At 45.0% G+C, this 18,792-nt stretch carries 16 protein-coding genes; 8 read left to right on the forward strand and 8 right to left on the reverse strand.

Features of this window, described 5'->3' with window-relative positions:
• Nucleotides 1-62 precede the first annotated feature (62 nt).
• Nucleotides 63-428 (forward strand): DUF1801 domain-containing protein, encoded by a 366-nt coding sequence (locus tag EO131_RS15270; protein ID WP_127024176.1) that lies wholly within the window; start codon nucleotides 63-65, stop codon nucleotides 426-428.
• Here EO131_RS15270 and EO131_RS15275 read toward each other — a convergent pair whose 3' ends face one another.
• The 6 genes from EO131_RS15275 to kdsA all read right to left on the reverse strand — a co-directional run bounded on the left by EO131_RS15275 (nucleotide 429) and on the right by kdsA (nucleotide 6,252).
• On the reverse strand, nucleotides 429-2,000 hold the full coding sequence (locus tag EO131_RS15275; protein WP_127024179.1) for a PepSY-associated TM helix domain-containing protein: 1,572 nt from the start codon (nucleotides 1,998-2,000) through the stop codon (nucleotides 429-431).
• 4 nt (nucleotides 2,001-2,004) lie between these two features.
• Complete coding sequence (locus tag EO131_RS15280) at nucleotides 2,005-2,304, reverse strand: hypothetical protein (protein WP_127024182.1); 300 nt, start codon at nucleotides 2,302-2,304, stop codon at nucleotides 2,005-2,007.
• A 2-nt stretch (nucleotides 2,305-2,306) separates the two neighbouring features.
• The gene (locus EO131_RS15285) at nucleotides 2,307-2,639 is read right to left on the reverse strand and encodes a hypothetical protein (RefSeq protein ID WP_127024185.1); all 333 of its coding nucleotides are present in this window, start codon (nucleotides 2,637-2,639) and stop codon (nucleotides 2,307-2,309) included.
• 3 nt (nucleotides 2,640-2,642) lie between these two features.
• Nucleotides 2,643-2,798: a hypothetical protein gene (locus tag EO131_RS15290; protein ID WP_206512905.1), complete on the reverse strand. Its 156-nt coding sequence runs from the start codon at nucleotides 2,796-2,798 to the stop codon at nucleotides 2,643-2,645.
• A gap of 10 nt (nucleotides 2,799-2,808) precedes the next feature.
• A complete protein-coding gene (locus EO131_RS15295; RefSeq protein WP_127024187.1) occupies nucleotides 2,809-5,271 on the reverse strand; it encodes a TonB-dependent receptor in 2,463 nt (820 codons plus the stop codon).
• 162 nt (nucleotides 5,272-5,433) lie between these two features.
• Complete coding sequence (kdsA, locus tag EO131_RS15300; RefSeq protein ID WP_127024190.1) at nucleotides 5,434-6,252, reverse strand: 3-deoxy-8-phosphooctulonate synthase; 819 nt, start codon at nucleotides 6,250-6,252, stop codon at nucleotides 5,434-5,436.
• Between the two features lie 75 nt (nucleotides 6,253-6,327).
• Between kdsA and EO131_RS15305 the strand changes: the two genes are divergently transcribed.
• The 3 genes from EO131_RS15305 to typA all read left to right on the forward strand — a co-directional run bounded on the left by EO131_RS15305 (nucleotide 6,328) and on the right by typA (nucleotide 9,442).
• The gene (locus tag EO131_RS15305) at nucleotides 6,328-6,915 is read left to right on the forward strand and encodes a hypothetical protein (RefSeq protein ID WP_127024193.1); all 588 of its coding nucleotides are present in this window, start codon (nucleotides 6,328-6,330) and stop codon (nucleotides 6,913-6,915) included.
• 72 nt (nucleotides 6,916-6,987) lie between these two features.
• Complete coding sequence (locus EO131_RS15310) at nucleotides 6,988-7,545, forward strand: hypothetical protein (RefSeq protein WP_127024196.1); 558 nt, start codon at nucleotides 6,988-6,990, stop codon at nucleotides 7,543-7,545.
• Between the two features lie 97 nt (nucleotides 7,546-7,642).
• On the forward strand, nucleotides 7,643-9,442 hold the full coding sequence (typA, locus tag EO131_RS15315) for a translational GTPase TypA (protein ID WP_127024199.1): 1,800 nt from the start codon (nucleotides 7,643-7,645) through the stop codon (nucleotides 9,440-9,442).
• On the opposite strand, the gene ppgK is transcribed toward typA, so the two are convergent.
• Nucleotides 9,439-10,206, reverse strand: coding sequence for a polyphosphate--glucose phosphotransferase (gene ppgK / locus EO131_RS15320; RefSeq protein ID WP_127024201.1), 768 nt, complete (start codon nucleotides 10,204-10,206; stop codon nucleotides 9,439-9,441). The two genes, typA and ppgK, sit on opposite strands and share 4 nt — an antisense overlap.
• A gap of 90 nt (nucleotides 10,207-10,296) precedes the next feature.
• Nucleotides 10,297-10,980 (reverse strand): cell division ATP-binding protein FtsE, encoded by a 684-nt coding sequence (locus EO131_RS15325; protein WP_127024205.1) that lies wholly within the window; start codon nucleotides 10,978-10,980, stop codon nucleotides 10,297-10,299.
• A gap of 147 nt (nucleotides 10,981-11,127) precedes the next feature.
• On the opposite strand from EO131_RS15325, the gene EO131_RS15330 reads away from it, so the two are divergent.
• The 4 genes from EO131_RS15330 to EO131_RS15345 all read left to right on the forward strand — a co-directional run bounded on the left by EO131_RS15330 (nucleotide 11,128) and on the right by EO131_RS15345 (nucleotide 18,762).
• Nucleotides 11,128-14,151: a tetratricopeptide repeat protein gene (locus tag EO131_RS15330; RefSeq protein WP_127024208.1), complete on the forward strand. Its 3,024-nt coding sequence runs from the start codon at nucleotides 11,128-11,130 to the stop codon at nucleotides 14,149-14,151.
• 12 nt (nucleotides 14,152-14,163) lie between these two features.
• Nucleotides 14,164-15,915, forward strand: a complete 1,752-nt coding sequence (locus tag EO131_RS15335; RefSeq protein WP_127024211.1) for a TonB-dependent receptor — start codon at nucleotides 14,164-14,166, stop codon at nucleotides 15,913-15,915.
• A 145-nt stretch (nucleotides 15,916-16,060) separates the two neighbouring features.
• Complete coding sequence (locus tag EO131_RS15340) at nucleotides 16,061-17,098, forward strand: OmpA family protein (protein ID WP_206512906.1); 1,038 nt, start codon at nucleotides 16,061-16,063, stop codon at nucleotides 17,096-17,098.
• 44 nt (nucleotides 17,099-17,142) lie between these two features.
• Nucleotides 17,143-18,762: an amidohydrolase gene (locus tag EO131_RS15345; RefSeq protein WP_127024217.1), complete on the forward strand. Its 1,620-nt coding sequence runs from the start codon at nucleotides 17,143-17,145 to the stop codon at nucleotides 18,760-18,762.
• Nucleotides 18,763-18,792: the final 30 nt, after the last annotated feature.

An 18,792-nucleotide genomic window follows, 5' to 3' on the forward strand; every position in this document is an offset into this window, starting at 1 on the left:
AATAAATTTTCAAATGGAATAATTAATTTTCAAAATATTGGAACATTGATTTAATTTAAGTCATGAACCCTGCCGAAGCCTACATCCTAGATCAAGCGGAACCCTTCAAAAGCATATTGTTGGAGCTGCAAGTTTTGGTCGAGACGACCGTTCCCGATATCGATTTGAAATATAAATACAGATTGCCGTTTTATTATTTGAACGGAAAACCCTTTTGTTATTTCAATGTTTCCCGTAAAAAAGGGTATGTGGATGTTGGGTTTTGGAGCTCCGCCCATTTAACGGTACATCAAGATAAAATGGTAACCGAAGGCCGAAAGGTGATGAAATCCTTGCGGTATTTTACATTGGACGACCTCGATGCCGATATATGTATTGAAGTACTCCAAGAGGCCGCTGCTGTGAACCACAAGGGGTTTTGGAAATGATCAACCTTTGGTTGGGACCAGTTCGGACCGTTTAATTCTCAGTTTGTAGTAAGCAATCCAGAGTGACACACTACCCAAAAGCAACCAAAGCAAATCCACCAAAAGGAGGTGTTGATACCCCTTTTGAAAGGCCACCCACATCCAATTGCCCGATGTCATTCCATTCGCGATCGGAACCATCAATCCCAAAATACCACCAGAAATCAATGTCCATTTATTGGTAAAAGCGATATCCTTTTTCCAGATGAAGAACGCTGCGGCCAACAACCAAATCGGGAAATACGTTTGGTAGAGGAAACCCCTATTCACTTCTGGAGCGAACTGTACCAGGATAAATTCCAGAGCGGTAACGGGTAGTAGGGTAAGGCAGATGGCCATGTACCAATTGGCCACTTGTTGGTTGAACCTACGCCGTTTTTCGGGAATATTCTTTTTGTCGCGGGCCACCAGCCAAATCATAATTCCAGATAAAATCACAAAGCAAGAAACCAATCCGAGGATAAATGAAATCACTTTGAGTCCATAACCTGCATAATCGCCAAAGTGAAGGTGGAACATCATATTTTTTACACCATCCAAATACGAAGTTGGGCCAATAGGTGTTTTTTCCTGCGCGATGGTACCGTCGGCAACTTTGTAAACGCGGTACCCCAAACCGTTCAACTTGGTTTCGTAACCGAGGTATCCACTAATGGCAGCATGCATATTTTGGTCCCCATAGTTGAAAATATGGGTCTCGGTAACCCGAAAATCGCCCCAGTCCGCTTTTATCTGCTGGACAAATGCATCCAAATGGATGGCCTTGTCCAATTTTTGGTTCTGGAATTCGTAAACAGGATGGTTGTACTCCAAATCTTCAAACAATTGGTTTTGGTCGCCATCATACAGACCCATCACCATCGGAAAAACCAAAATGCCTTTCAATAAAAAGAAGGCCCCCGTAACGGCATATACGAACTGGAACGGGAATCCTATCACCCCGAGAGCGGTATGGGCGTCTGTCCATAGGGTTTTGATTTTGGCCCAAGGACGAAAAGTATAAAAGTTGGAAATGATCTTGTTCCAATGCACCAAAATTCCGGTGATGATGGCAAAAAGGAAAAAGAAGGCCACCAATCCGGCCAAGGTACGGCCGTAAGGGTAGGGGATTTGATCTAAAAAGTGTAGGCGGTACAGAAATTCCCCCAAATGATAATGGCTTGCATAATCCTTGGTTTTGGTCTGGGTTTTGGGGTCGAGATAGAAGAATACGGGTACTTTGTCCACTTCCGATGCCAATGCATCTTTGGATGCCCCTAAGTTGACAGAAATACTTCTTTCGTTATAATAATGTCGTAACTCCACGTCCCTACCATACAAATTGTAATCTTGGGAAAGGTTGGTCAGATGTTCGTCCACACTTCCCGGCAATGCATCTTCCTGGCTTACGGCATGTCCACGTTGCCAATTGGCAATTTCATCCCTGAAAAAGGAGAAGGAACCGGTAAAAAATATAACGTAGAGTGCTACGCTGATCACAATGCCACTTACGGTATGGGTATGGAACAAAATATTGTAAATGCGGTTTCCCATGGGTTTAAACAATTGGGTTGGTTTGATTTCCGAAATAGAATAGGATAAAGAATGCCAGACTGGCCAAAAGGTACATGCCCCACACTTTCCAACCATTTTTGCCCAAAAAGGCAACCACCATTAAAATGGCCCAAAGGATGAAGGCAGAAAAGGTACTGGTAATGATCACCGTAACAGGATTGAACCAACTGGCCAAGGCCATATGGAAAAGGATGGACACCATAAGTCCGCCCAAAATGGCAGCTGTTATTTTGGCAAATCGTTGCGAGGGCGACGGGGTCAAATATTTATTATTTGCCGGCATAGTTAGAACAAGAAGGTTTCAAAAAATAGGGCAACTGAAAAAAGGAGTCCCAAAAAACGACGGTTCAGCAATCGCAAGGGTGCCAATAGTAGGGTTAAACTGGCCACTGTCATCAAAAGAATGAAAAAGGTAAACGTACCCGAACCTAGCCCCCAATAGTGGCAGCTCAGCCCCAATGATAAGATCATCAGGACCAAACTGACCCATTGAGAAACTTTTTGATTTTCAGCTGACCATTTTTCCAAGCCCAAATCACCTACTGCGGCCATTTTTTTTGATGTGCCGTACAACAGGTAAAAGGCCATAAAAGTGAGTGCTACAATCAGCGTGACCATGACTTATCTGATAACACATTGTGTGGCACAGTGCCAAATAAACTTGTAGTCTACACCATTATCAGAACCAGGAATTTCTTCCTTGGTCGTGGTCTCCACAATGTATTTGGAAATCCAGAGCAGGACAATGAACAATAAGGTTGCATTTAGTTGTTTCATTTCGTTGTTCTTAGAAATTATAAGTAAGATTGGCTGACAGACTTCTCAAGTTTTGTGGGCTGATGGTGGACCAGCCTTTGTAATAATCTTGGTTCGCAATGTTGTCCAACTTTAGGGTGATTCTAAAGTTCCCGGCATCGTAAAAGGCAGATGCATTCAAAATCGTATACGCGTCAATGGTGAACGTACCGTTGGTCCTGTTGAAGATTTTGTTCTCGCTGGCATGGTTTCCTCCAAATCCAAGTCCAAAGTTTTCCAGGGCACCTTCGGTAAATAGATAGCTTGCCCATACATTGGCCAAATTCATGGGGCCGGCACTCTCGGGTCTAAAACCGGTAAAGCTGGCATCTCCTGCCACCAATTGACTGTCGTTATAGCTGTATCCCGCAACAATGTTCAACCCGTCAACCGGGGATACAATAATGCTCGCTTCAAAACCTTTGCTGGTCTGTTTGCCATCTTGGGTGAAGAAATAGTTGTTGGCATCGGTATCGATGCGCTGTGCCATGTCGCTTACGGTAATGTCGTAGTAGCTCAACGTGGCAGAAAGTCTATCGTTGAACAAGTTCAATTTGGTTCCGACCTCAAACTGGTTGGCTTGTTCCGGGTTCAATGCCCGTACCGAAGGGTTTCCGTTGGTCAGTTCTGTTACCGGAGCCACGTTGCTGAATCCGTTCATATAATTGGCGAACAAGGCTACTTTGTTCAAAATGGGTTGGTACACCAATCCGAATTTGGGAGAAAAAGCCGTCTGGTTGTATCCGTCATTGGAGAAACGATCCACGCGCAAACTCGCCATGGCAGACAGTTCTGGCAATAGATTGAGGACATTGGAAGCGTAGGCGCTGAAAATTTCCTGCTCCGCTTCGCTGAATTGGGCACCTGGGTTGGCCAATGTGGCGATTCCTGCATCGGCACCAGCCTGTGTCAATACCCCAGAGTCGTAAGGGCCTGTTCCCATGGGCGTTCCGAAATATTCGTGCAGGGCAGGGGCCACCGCTTGGAACTCATCCGGATTGGATCCCACATAAATAAAGCCTTGGTTCCCATAGCCCGTGCTGTTATTGATCGTTCGGGTTTTCAGATAATCCAAACCGACGACCAGACGGTTCCGCATGTTTCCGATCATAAAATCCCCGATAAAGTTTTGTTGTATGTCGGTTCCCAAGGTTTCGGAATTTTGGTTGCTGGTGTAGCGCCCCAAAATAATGCCATCGTTAATGGCGCCACCTGAAAGGGATTCCACCGTTGAGGTGACTTCGTACAAATAGGAATAGTAACCATCGGACTTGGCATTAGATCTGGAAAAAACGGTCTGGGAGGTCCAAGAATCGCTCAAGATGTAGTTCATCTGACCTTGAAAACTGTAGGTTGGGGTATCGATGTATAGATCGTTGCTGGTGTACGAGCGTTTAAAGTCGTAGCCCAATTCATCCAAATTGGTCACGCGTAGGGGTGAACCACGGTCCACGAACAACATGGTTTGATTGGTGCTCCTACCGTTATAGATTTCTGTGTTGATGTTGAACGAAAGTCTGTCATTCGCCTGAAACGCCAAGGAGGGTGCAAAGAAGAACGATTTTCTGAATCCTGCATCTTGGTAGCTGTTCTGTGTGTGGTATGAAGTGTTCACACGAAGGGCAATATTGTTTTGCGTGCCCAAAGTGGTGTTCACATCGGCACTTACCCGGTTCAAGCCGTAACTACCGGAAGTGTAGGAGATGTTCCCACCAAAACCGAAGAATGGTTTTTTGGTGTTGATGTTGATCAATCCCCCATAAGAAATCAAGCTGCTACCATACAAGGTGCCAGATGGGCCTTTGATGACTTCAATGGATTCGATATTGGCAGGATCTGGACTCCCGTTGGTCAATCCGGGCAAGCCGTTGATCATGGTCGGTTGCACGGGAAAACCACGCAGTGAAAAGTAACCGGCACCATCATTGCCCCTACCTGTGGATTCCCAAAGCTTATCAATGCCCGGAGCGTTTTTTAGTGCATCGTCAAAATTTGTTACCACTTGATCTTGGAGCAGCTCGGAGGTGATGGAATTGTAGACCTGTGGGTTTTCAATATCCTTTAGCGGCATTTTGGAAACGTAGACACTGGCTGGGCGGGTATATTTGTTCACCATTTCACCTTGAACCACCACTTCGTTAAGCTGTTCCTGTGCTTCTGATAGTATAATGGTAGCAATGCTTGTGGATTCTCCACCCTTAACATAAACGGATACCTGTTGGGTAGCAAAGCCTACCATTGAAAAGGTTAGGGTATAGGTGCCCGGAGCCAAATTGCTGATGACATAATCACCAGTTTCATTCGTGGTCGTACCCAGACTGGTATGCGAAATGGCTATGTTGACATTGGAAAGGGGTTTGTTGTTGAAATCGGTAACCTTTCCGTTAAGACTACCGTATTGCGCATGTATGGCCGTGCATATCATGAGACTGCATAGGAATAATATTGGTTTCATTTTATTATTTTAAATTAGTCTAAATAAATAACAAGGCAAATGTATGTGCCAATATCATTTTATCCAAAATATATTTAGACTAATTATAAATAATAAATCAATAAAATTTTAAACCATTAAAAATCAAAAGGTTAATTTTTTGAATAGGAGGGAAATTCGAATTTATAGGGAGTTGATGGTCTTTCGAATAGCGGTCAAATCGGTCAATAATTTTTCCAATAAACTTAGATCCAACATGTTGGCACCATCGCTTTTGGCATTGGCGGGATCAAAATGGGTTTCCATGAACAGTCCGTCTACACCGGCAGCGATTCCTGCCCGTGCCATGGTGCCGATCAGTGCAGGTCGACCACCCGTTACTCCAGAGGATTGATTGGGTTGCTGTAAGGAGTGCGTTACATCCAACACCACAGGTGCATATTGTTTCATGGTGGGCACACCCCTAAAATCAACAATCATATCGTGGTAGCCGAACATGGTTCCGCGGTCCGTGATCCAAACTTGTTCGTTGCCTGTGTCCGTTACTTTGGTCACGGCATGTTTCATGCTCTCCGGACTCATAAACTGTCCTTTTTTCAAGTTGACGACTTTACCGGTTTCGGCCGCGGCCACGACCAAATCCGTTTGTCGGACCAAAAAGGCAGGTATTTGCAAAACATCCACATATTCGGCGGCCATGGCAGCATCCGATATTTCATGAATGTCCGTGATGGTAGGCACCTTAAAGGTGTCCGAAACTTTTTTCAAAATCTTCAAGGCCTTCTCGTCCCCAATACCCGTAAAGGAATCGATACGACTACGGTTGGCCTTTTTGAAACTGCCTTTAAAAACATAGGGAATCTGCAACTTATCCGTAATGGAAACCACCTTTTCGGCAATGCGCATGGCCATATCCTCACCTTCAATGGCGCACGGACCGGCCAACAAAAAGAAGTTATCACTGGTTGCGTGGTGTATCTGCGGTATTTTGGTGATGTCCATTTCTTAAAGTTTGCACAAATATACTACATAAGCTTGGTAACCTTTTTAGATTTATCACAATCAAAACCATCAAATATGACCCAAAAACTACTCCTTGTTCCCTTCATGGTTTTAAGCTGTTTTTCCGTTTTTTCACAATTCCATGAAAAGGGGAGGACCTTTGATCTAATTAATTTGGAACGACATCAGTTTAAGTTTGATTTGCTTAGTCCGGGATTTACCTATGAACTTGGACTCTTCCGCAATCAAAGTGTATCCACAAGTTTGGGATTGGCCACTGCCACCTATGAAGAAGGATATGCTTTTGGTCTGACCCTCAATACGAGGTATCGTTATTACCACAATTTTCAACGACGTATCGATAAGGGAAGGAATGTCTCCGGTAATTCGGGAGACTATATTGCAGCCGCCCAAGCCATATTCTTCTCCCAATTGCGCATTTCCACCAATATCGAAGGGCCAAAGGATTTCAATTTGGGATTTTATGGAATGGTCTATGGTGTGCAACGAACTTTTGATAATGGTTTCAATTTCAATGCTGAACTTGGCGCAGGGTATTACCGGGGCGATGGAGTGCTCAATGGGTATGGCCCTTTGGTAACCTTTACTTTCGGATGGGTGGCCACCAAACGAAAATCCAAAGACCCAAAATTTGATTTTTAACGTTCAGATTGTGGGGTCCATGCATACTTTTTTAAAAAAGTAGCAGTTATAACAATACCAAATTAACCTACAATGCGTTGCTTTCACCTTGTACTGTTCTTGTGCATGGGTTTGTTTTTACAGGCCCAGTATGGCAAAAACTGTGAAATCCGTCAGATAAAGATCAACTTCTTCAATCCGGGTTTGGAGTATGAAATGGGACTGGGCGTCAACAGCACCTTGGATTTAAGGGTGGCTTGGCAATTGGCTCTGGAGCCCGCCAGTGCAAATCCCACCGAAAATTTGGAATTCTTTCCGGCCATTACAGCACAGTATCGGTTCTACCACAATTTTAACGGTCGTTACCATCGTCGCAGGTCCATTTATGGCAATTCCGGGAATTATGTGGCACCAACTGCTGCCGTTTTCTCACCGGGCAATCGAGTGGTGGAAGGGCAATTGGTGGAAGGTGTCCACGGTTACGGTGGATTGGTCTACGGCATTCAGCGTAGTTACAATTCGGGCCTCAGTTTTTCGATAGATGTAGGTGCAGGGTACTATGCAGGACCCTTTAAAGGTCAGATTCTGCCTGTGGTGAACTTCAGCTTGGGATGGATCATCAGTGAAAAACGATGGTGTGTGGGTCTGTAGGTTTGGAACTTTCACAAAATCAATAAGATAAAAATAACATTTGGGTGTGTTGCCAAGTGGAAAATAGCAGTATCTTTGCGGGCTTAAAAATTAGGTTATGTCCAAAATCAAGAATATTGCCATCATTGCCCACGTAGACCACGGTAAGACTACCTTGGTGGATAAAATCATGTACCATTGCCAGCTCTTTCGTGAGAATGAGAACAAGGGCGATTTGATCTTGGACAACAACGATCTGGAACGGGAACGTGGTATCACCATCGTTTCCAAGAACGTTTCCGTAATCTATAAAGGCACCAAAATCAACATTATCGACACCCCCGGGCACGCCGATTTTGGAGGTGAAGTGGAGCGGGTACTCAACATGGCCGATGGGGTTTTGTTGTTGGTGGATGCCTTTGAAGGCCCCATGCCACAAACCCGATTCGTATTGCAGAAAGCCATCGACCTTGGCTTGAAACCCTGTGTGGTGATCAATAAGGTGGATAAGGAAAACTGTACACCCGAAGAAGTGCACGAAAAAGTATTCGACCTCATGTTCGAATTGGGTGCCGAAGAATGGCAGTTGGATTTCCCAACCGTGTATGGCTCCGCCAAGAACAACTGGATGGGCGAGGATTGGCAAAAACCTACCGATAATATTGAACCACTTTTGGATATGGTCATTGAGCATATTCCCGAGTTCAAACCGGAACAAGGTTCTACCCAAATGTTGATTACTTCTTTGGATTATTCTTCCTTTACAGGCCGAATCGCCATCGGAAGATTGCAAAGGGGCACTTTGAAAGAGGGACAGCCCATTTCATTGGTAAAACGTGATGGCAAAGTCATCAAGACCAAGGTGAAGGAACTCTTTACATTTGAAGGTTTGGGACGTCAGAAAGTGCAGGAAGTTGTTGCCGGCGATATCTGTGCCATTGTAGGTATGGAAGGTTTTGAGATCGGGGACACCGTTGCCGATTTTGAAAATCCTGAAAAATTGCGCACCATCGCCATAGATGAACCAACCATGAGCATGTTGTTTACCATCAATGATAGCCCCTTCTTTGGGAAGGATGGTAAGTTTGTTACTTCCCGACACATCAAGGAAAGACTTGAAAAAGAATTGGAAAAGAATTTGGCCCTTCGTGTTCAGGAAACCGACAGTGCCGATAAATTTATGGTATTTGGCCGTGGGGTATTGCACCTCTCCGTTTTGATCGAGACCATGCGTCGTGAAGGTTATGAATTGCAAATTGGCCAACCTCAGGTGATCATTAAGGAAATTGATGGGGTAAAATGCGAACCTGTGGAACATTTGACCATCGATTTGCCCGAAGATGTATCCGGTAGGGCAGTGGAAATGGTATCTGTTCGTAAGGGAGAAATGATCAGTATGGAGTCCAAGGGGTCCCGAATGATCTGTGAGTTCATGATTCCATCACGCGGTATCATCGGGTTGAGAAACCAATTGTTGACCGCTACTGCAGGTGAAGCCATTATGGCACACCGATTTAAGGAATATCAGCCGTTGAAAGGGGAGATTGCCCAGCGTTTGAACGGTTCATTGGTGTCTATGGAAAATGGGACCGCCATACCATACTCTATTGACAAATTACAAGAAAGAGGTAAGTTTTTCATCGACCCGGGAGAGGATATCTATGAAGGTCAGGTAATTGGTGAAAACTCCAGAGGGGACGATATGGTGGTGAACGTGACCAAGACCAAAAAGCTGTCCAACGTACGCTCGTCAGGTGCCGATGAAAAGGCCAAAATTGTTCCGGCCATCAAATTTTCGTTGGAAGAAGCCTTGGAATACATCCAAAAGGATGAATATGTTGAGGTGACCCCCAACCATATCCGATTGCGTAAGATTTTCTTGAAAGAGGTAGATCGTAAACGCAATAAGGCAGTTTAGCCTTTTGCGTTCAAGTGTCCGTGGTGTTGTTCCCGTAAACAGGCCACGGCCGCTCCTATAATTCCGGCGTGGTTCATCAGTTCGGCTTTCACCACTTTGGTCTCTATGGTGATCAAGTGACTGAATTCCTCCCATTTTTTGGACGTACCGCCACCTACAATGATCAAGTCGGGACTAACGATCAATTCCACATAATGCAGGAACTTATTGAACCGTTTGCCCCATTTTTCTAGAGTTAGATTTTCACGGTCTTTGGCCGAAGCTGCAGCCCATTTTTCAATCTTGTTGTATTTCTTGTATGGAATCTGACCCAGTTCAAAGTTGGGGATGAGCACCCCATTAAAAAAGGCACCACTGCCCAAACCGGTTCCAATGGTGATCATGATCACCAATCCTGTCTGTCCCTTGCCAACACCATAGTTCATGGAGGCATATCCTGCTGCATCGGCATCATTCAGCACAGTGAACTCCTGACCGGTATGCTCCGTGAACAATTCGTCGATATTGACACCTACCCAACTGCGATGTAAATTACCGGCAGAAAGACAAACTCCGTTTTTTACAATGGAAGGAAATCCACAGCCAACCGGGCCTTTGTAGTTGAAGTGTTCCACAATTTGTGCAACAACTTTGGCCATGTCTTCCGGCTTTCTCGATTTTGGGGTTGCTACTCTAAAGCGTTCGGTTAGCATTTCACCGGTTTCGGCGTTAACCAAGGCGCCTTTTATGCCAGAGCCGCCAATATCGATACCAAGAATTTCCATATTTGGAGTTGTAGATTAGTTAGACAAAGAAACAAAAACTTTTGTTGCTTTAATAATGCGGGTTCTCAAGGTTCGGAGATCGTCCAATTTCTAGACTGCTTTCTGGATGACCTCAAAAACTTTGCTGCCATCACATTTTAAGGTTTTGTGCGGATATTTCAAAATCAGGGCATAATCGTGCGTGGCCATGATGATGGTACGCCCATTTTGATTGATGTCCTGCAGCACTTTCATAACCTCCACACTGGTCTGGGGATCTAGGTTTCCCGTGGGCTCGTCCGCCAAGATCAATTCGGGATCATTCAGCAGGGCCCGGGCTATGGCAATACGCTGCTGTTCACCTCCGGATAGTTCGTGGGGAAATTTAAAGCCTTTGGTTTTCATGCCCACTTTATTCAGGACCTCATCAATTTTATCATCCATTTTTTTTGAATCGGTCCACCCGGTGGCCTTCAATACAAAACGGAGGTTGTTGTTCACGTTCCGGTCCGGCAATAGTTTAAAATCCTGAAAAACAATGCCCAGTTTTCTGCGCAGGAAGGGAATGTCCTTTTCTTTTAGGGTTTTCAGGTTAAAATTGACCACTTGTCCCGTACCTTGTTTGAGCGGTAAATCGGCATACAGGGTTTTCATAAAACTACTTTTACCACTGCCCGTTTTGCCGATTACATAGACGAATTCCCCTTTTTTCACTTCAAGGTCGATATGGTTCAATACCAAGTTCTCGTTTTGAAATACGGCTACATCTTCTAATTTTACTACGGTCTCGGGCATAATTTCGCTTTATATGTGAAAGGTACTAAGTTCTAAAAATATTCTCGATGGTGAATCCATCATTTTTTTACAACTTTATCATCAAATATACTTTGGCCTAAATTTTGACGTTATGGTTAAAGTCAATCGAGAACAGCGTAGAACACTATGAATCGAAAAAACCTCCTTTGTATTCCCATTTTCCTGGGATCTTTTTTTATACTTTCTGCACAGGAAACTGAAATTTACACCCACAGCAACAAGGATTACCAAGATGCTCTGGCATTGTATAACAGTGAACAGTACCAGGCTGCCCAGGCCATTTTTGAGAAAGTAAAATCCGAAACCAACGATTACGAGACCGAGGCCAACAGTGCCTATTATGCCGCCAACGCCGCCATCCGTTTGAACCAACGTGGGGCCGATAAAATGATGGAGGATTTTGTGGAACGATACCCAACCTCCACCAAGCGCAATTCGGCATTTTTGGATGTGGCCGATTACTATTTTGAAACGGGGAAATACCCGTATGCCCTAAAATGGTACAAAAAAGTGGATGAATCATCGATGGCCTACGGCGACAGGGACCGATTTAATTTTAACAATGGGTATGCCCTGTATGCTTCCAAAAAACCAAAAGAGGCCGAACGCTACCTGAGCAAGGTGACCACTTCCCAAAAATATGGCTCACAAGCCAAATATTATTTGGGCTACATCGCGTATGAGCAGGACGATTATACGGAAGCCAGTGCGCGTTTCGATCAAATCACCGATCCGGAATTGCTCAACGAAAAACTGTCCTATTACCAGGCCGATCTCAACTTCAAGCTGGGCAAATTTGATGAGGCCATCGATATGGCCAAAAAGCAATTGCCGAAATCCAATCGGGAAGAAGTCTCCGAACTCAACAAGATCATTGGGGAGAGCTTTTTCAACCTAAAACAATACGGCGAAGCCATTCCCTACTTGGAAAAGTATAGGGGTAAACGTGGCAAATGGAGCAATACCGATTACTATTTGTTGGGGTACAGCCATTATCAATTGGGGGATTACCCAAGTGCGATCCAACAATTCAACAAAATTATTGGAGGAGACAACGCCGTGGCACAAAATGCCTATTACCATTTGGCAGAGTGTTATTTGAAGTTGGACAAAAAGTCCGAGGCGCTCAATGCCTTTCGGAATGCCTCACAAATGGAATACAGTGCGGATATCCAAAAAGATGCATGGCTCAATTACGCCCGTTTGAGCTATGAAGTCGGCAATGCATACGAGCCTGTACCACAAGTGCTCGCCGCCTATTTGGAAAAATATCCAAAGGATGAACACCAACTGGAGATCCAAGAGCTTTTGGTGGATTCCTACATCACCTCCCGCAATTTTGAAGGCGCTATGAAACTGTTGGAGGAAAACAAAAACTATGCAAGTAAGGAAACCTATCAAAAAGTCGCCTATTACCGGGGGGTTGAACTTTTTATCGATGGTGATTATGAAGGTGCATTGGAACGCTTTTCCAAATCCCTGAAAAGTGCCGACAATGCCAATTTTGAGGCTCGAGCCTTGTATTGGAAGGCAGAATCGGCCTATCGTCTAAACCGTTTTGAGGAAGCATTGGTAGATTTGGTAAAGTTCCAAGGCATGCCTGCAGCTAGATCACTTGAAGAATATGATCAGCTGGATTACAATTTGGGGTATTGCTATTTCAAATTAAAGGATTATAACAATGCAGTGTCCTATTTCAAAAATGTGGTCAATTCCAGCAAGTTGGATGAGGCGCGCAAAACCGATGGGTATCTGCGTTTGGGCGATAGTTATTTTGTGACCAGCTCCTATCAATTGGCCATGAAGGCCTATGACAATGCCTCCAAGGTAAACGGACCCGAACGGGACTACGCCGCGTTCCAAAAAACGTTGTGCAGTGGATTTTTGGGCAACAATTCGTCCAAAATTGAGGGGCTGAACGATTTCTTGACCTATTTCCCCAAATCCTCATTGCGGGACGATGCCCTGTTCGAACTGGGGAATACCTATATCGCCAATAATCAGGAAAGTTCAGGATTGGAGGCCTATGATCGATTGGTGGATGAATTTTCAAAGAGCAAGTTTGCCCCGAGGGGATTGCTCCGGGCTGGACTGGTCCATTACAATGCCAGTAGAAACCAGCAGGCTTTGGACAAATTGAAGGAAGTGGTTCAGAAATACCCGAATACCCAAGAAGCAAAGCAAGCGGTTGCCACTGCCAAATTGGTCTATGTGGATGAAGGTAGGGTAAGTGAATATGCCGCTTGGGCCAGAAACCTGGATTTTGTGGAAGTCACCGATGCCGAACTGGACAATGCCAGTTTTGAGGCTGCCGAAAGAAAACAGTTGGAGGGAAAAACCGATGCCGCCATTCGGGGCTATGAGGATTATCTCAAGGAATTCCCCAACGGATTGCATGCGATTAACGTGAATTTCGCTTTGGCACAGCTCTATTTTGCCAATGGTCAAAAAGACCAGGCTTTGCCACGATACAAAGCGGTTGCCGACAGTGGCAATGGGGAGTATACGGAACAGGCGTTGACCCGTGTTTGCGAGATCTATGTGGAAAAACAAAACTACAATGCCGCGATTCCGTATTTGAAACAATTGGAAAGCTCGGCTGAAATTATCGAGAACAAAACTTTTGCGCAGTCCAATTTAATGAAAGGCTATTACGGTCAAAAAGATTACGGGCAAACCATTGCCTATGCGGAAAAAGTGCTGGGCGCACCAAAATTGGATGATCGCATCAAGAGTGATGCACAGATCATGATTGCAAGGTCCGCCATTGCCACCAATAATGAAAGCTTGGCCAAAACAGCCTATCTGGTCGTAAAGAAAATTGCAACCGGGGAGTTGGCCGCAGAAGCGTGGTATTACGACGCTTATTTTAAAAATAAGGAAGGCAATTTTGAGGCTTCCAACGAGGCGGTCCAAAAGTTGGCCAAGGATTATGCCGGCTACAAGGAATGGGCGGGCAAAGGCCTGGTGATCATGGCCAAAAACTTCTACAATTTGGGGGACGCCTTCCAAGCCACCTACATTTTGGAAAGTGTGATTACCAATTTTGCCGAGTTTGATGAGATTGTGGTGGATGCTAAAGCTGAATTGGCCCAGATCAAGGCCAAGGAAGCCGAAAGCAACTCATCCGTGGACCCCAACGAAAACTAAACGAGACACAGCATGCAAAAGAGAACCTATATATTTTCATTACTTTTTTTGAGCCTTTGTGGAGTGGTTATCGCCCAGGAAAAGGATAACATTGGTACGGAAACGGTAACGGTTGTAAAACCGTATTCCCCTACCGTTTCGGATGCCTTCAAGATCAAATCCGCTCCAAGCCTCAACGATTCCATTGTGCTGCAAAAAAAGAAAATTGATTACAGCATATTTTCAGTACCCGTCGCATCAACCTTTACTCCCGCAAAGGGCAAGGCATCCACGGTAAAGAAAACCCCGCCGCCCACGTTGTACAATTCCTATGCCTCCGTGGGGCTCGGTAATTTCAACAATGCCTTGGTGGATTTCTATACCAGCAGGGAATTTAATCGGGGCGAAGACCTGTTGGATTTTGGCCTTACCCATAATTCATCTCGGGGCGATTTGGATTCCACACCCTTGGATACGGATTTCTACAATACCAAATTTGATGCTTCGTATGCCAAAAAGGACCGCTATATGGATTGGGGGGCAAGTATTGGTTTGCAACACCAACTCTATAATTGGTATGGCATTGAAAATGGGGCATTCAGTGACGATTTGGTAGCGGCCATGGATGAGACCCAAAACTATTTCAATGCAGAGGCCAAAGCACATATGCAAATGGAGGATTCCTATTTCAAAAAAGGGAATATTTTGTTGAGACGCTTTTGGGATGCCACGGAATCTGCAGAGAACCGTGTGGTGATCAACCCAACTTTGGAGTTGCCCATTACCGAGGAACTGATCACCATTTCTGCCAAATTGGATTATGTGGGCGGTACTTTTAAAAATGCCTCCTTGAACAGCACCACCAACACAGGCGAGATAAATTACAGTCATTTTCAAGCGGGGGTGTCGCCCAGTTTATTGATTTTGCGTGATGATTTGACCTTAAATCTGGGGGCCAATTTTGTATATGGCATGGATACCGAGAACAGCGATAGCGACTTCTATATTTATCCGGCCGTTACCGCTTCCTACCGTGTCATGGAAGATAATGTGATCGCCTACGGAGGGATAGAAGGGCAGTTGAAGCAAAACTCCTATCACGATTTTGTGGATGAAAACCCTTATGTATCTCCAACCTTGGCCATTTTACCAACCGATCAACAATACGAAGGATATGTTGGGCTAAAAGGGCAGTTGACTTCCAATATTGGGTACAACCTGAAAGGGTCCTATATGGCCGAAAACCGAAAGCCGCTATTTTATTTAAATCCACTCAATACGTTCAGGGATGATGAGAAAAGCTATTTCTATGGCAATTCCTTCCAAGTGTTTTATGATGATGTGAAAACCTTGGGACTGTTTGGTGAAATCAATGTGGATGTGAACAGAAACTTCACGCTGGGCATCAATGCCGAATTCTATGATTACGATACCGAAACCGATAACCCTGCCTGGAATTTACCCTCCATTAAAGGATCTTTGTTCATGGATTACCAAATTGGGGAGCAATGGTTCATGGGGGCCAACCTGTTCTATGTTGGGGAGCGTGATGATTTGATGGCCGAAGCGGTGCTCAACGGTCAACCTTCCGATTTTCCAGCCATGGTGGTGACCTTGGATGGTTATTTCGATGCCAATGCGCATTTGGGGTATCGCTTTAACGAACAGCTTTCCATTTTTGTAAAGGCATCCAACATAGCCAATAACAATTACCAACGATGGGCCAATTTTAGGGTACAAGGTTTCCAGGCGCTGGCCGGAGTATCGTATAAGTTTGACTTCTAACTTGTAGGATTTTACGCAATAATTTGTTGAAATTGGCGTTTTAACAGTTCCGTCAATACACTGGCAATGATGAATTTGGCAGTGGAATATATCGGAAACCATGCCGTTTCGACTGCAAAACATATGGCCCCAAATCGTACTCGTTTTGACCTTTTCTTTTTCCTACTCGCAAAATTTGGTCAAAAACGGGGGCTTCGAGGAATTTGTATCCTGCCCCGTAAAAATGAGTAACCTGAACCGCGATGCGGAATACTGGAGTGCTCCCACTTTGGGCACTACCGATTATTTCAACGAGTGCAGTAGGACCAAATTGGGCATCCCCCTAAATTTTAAAGGAAAACAAGAGGCTTACGAAGGCAGTGCCTATGCCGGACTGTATTTGTATGCACCCAAGGATTATCGGGAATATATTCAAGTACCCCTCACGGAAACCCTGGAAAAAGGCAGTCGCTACCGATTGACCTTGTTCTTGAGCCTTTCTGAAAAATCGGATGGTGCGGTAAAGGATATGGGGGCTGTCTTTGCCGAAAAACCCATGTCCATCCATACCAAACGGCATTTGGCGCAGGGCATGCTTTCCGTGGAAGTTGTAGAGACCACCCCGATCAAATTGTTTCCGGCCAATGACTTTTATGACGATAAGCAAAAATGGATGGAACTCACTTTTGATTTTGTGGGCAAAGGGTTCGAAAAACATCTGATCTTAGGCAATTTCAAGAGCAATGCCGCCACAGCATTTGATGGTCCCAATACAACCGAAGGCTATTCGTACTATTATGTGGATGATATTTCGTTGGTTTATTTGGGTCCGGAGTACAAGCCCAATGAGGTGTATGTACTGGATCATGTCAATTTCAATTTTGATAAGTTTGATCTGCAACCGAAGGCCAAGCAAAGCTTGCGGGATGTGTATGACTATCTGAAGAAAAATCCAAACCTTAAGGTTTCTATTTCTGGTCATACCGATGACATGGGTTCGGATGAATACAACAACGTGCTTTCCAGGGAACGGGCCAAAACGGTCGCCAATTACTTAATGGCCCTGGGATTGGAAAAAAAACGCATTTCTTCCAAGGGATATGGATACAAAAATCCTTTGGACACCACTCAGACCGAGGAGGCCCGTCGACTCAACCGCAGGGTGGAATTTGTGATGACAGAGTTTGAGGATGAAAACCCCTGAACATTGCAATGCATTTTCTATTTTTGGGAAAACCATCTCCTAAAATGAAAAAGCTACTCTTAGTATTAATTGCCCCTCTTTTTATAGCTTGTACTCCCAAAGAAGAGGTAGACCTTATTGTTTTTAATGCCGATATCTACACGGTGGATGCCAATTTTTCCAAGGCCTCGGCCGTTGCCATTAAAGATGGGAAGTTTGTCGCCGTGGGCAGTTCAGAGGAAATTGCTGAAAAATACAATGCAGCCGAACAATTCGATGCCCAGGGCAAGACCATGGTGCCAGGTTTGATTGATGCCCATTGCCATTTTTATGGTTTGGGATTGAACCAACAAGTTGTAGATCTGGTGGGCACAACCAGTTTTGATGAAATTGTGGATAGAGTGGTCGCCTTTCAAAAAGAACGCCCTTCCAATTTTATTCGCGGTAGGGGATGGGATCAAAACGATTGGGAGGCAAAGGAATTCCCCACCAAGGATAAACTCGATGAACTTTTTCCCGATATCCCTGTTGCTTTGGAGCGTGTCGATGGACATGCGTATTTGGTGAACCAAAAAGCTTTGGATTTGGCAGGCATTACGGATGAAACCCAAGTAGATGGTGGTGCGATTGTGAAGAAGGATGGAAAAATTACGGGTGTTTTGGTGGATAATCCGATGAGCTTGGTCGATGCAGTAATGCCACAGCCCACAAAGGAGCAACAAATACAGGCATTGAAAGATGCAGAACGCATCAGTTTGGATTACGGATTGACAACCGTGAACGACGCTGGCCTGGCCAGGGAAACCATCGAATTGATCGATAGTTTGCAACAAGCAGGGGAACTGTCCATCCGTGTCTATGCGATGGTGGCCAACTATCCTGAAAACCTCGATTACTTTTTAAACAAGGGCATCATTAAGACCGATGGATTGAATGTGCGTTCGGTAAAGGTGTACGGTGATGGTGCTTTGGGTTCCCGTGGTGCGGCACTAAAAGAACCGTATTCCGATCAGCCGGGCCATTTTGGGGCCATGGTAACTCCCGTGGATCAGATTGGGGCATTGGCCGAGCGTATTGCAGCCTCAGAGTATCAAATGAACACCCACGCCATTGGTGATTCTGCCAATGTGGTGGTGTTGAGGGCCTACGAAAAGGCTTTGGCAGGGAAGGAAGACAGAAGATGGAAGGTGGAACATGCCCAAGTGATTGCACCCCAAGATTTCGATTATTTCAAAAATGGCATTATCCCCTCGGTGCAGCCTACCCATGCCACCAGTGATATGTACTGGGCAGGGGACCGATTGGGTCCGGATAGGGTAAAAGGGGCCTACGCCTTCAAAGATTTGCTGAACCAAGCGGGAATGGTGGCCTTGGGCACTGATTTTCCTGTGGAGCAGGTGAGTCCGTTTCTAACGTTTTATGCCGCCGTGGCCCGTCAGGATCTGGACCGTTATCCCGAAGGAGGTTACCAAATGGAAAATGCCCTCACCCGGGAAGAGACGTTGAAGGGAATGACAATCTGGGCAGCCTATTCCAATTTTGAGGAAGAGGAGAAGGGCAGTATTGAACCCGGGAAGTTGGCCGATTTTGTGTTGCTAAGTGAGGATATTATGACCATGCCCATAGAAGAGGTGCCCAACCTAAAAGCAGAAAAAGTATATGTTGGCGGGAAAGAAATGAAATAAGATATTTATGTCATTCTGAACGAAGTGAAG

Origin of the sequence: Flagellimonas beolgyonensis (genome assembly GCF_003992615.1) — a bacterium.
In the GTDB taxonomy this organism is placed as follows: Bacteria; Bacteroidota; Bacteroidia; order Flavobacteriales; family Flavobacteriaceae; genus Flagellimonas; species Flagellimonas beolgyonensis.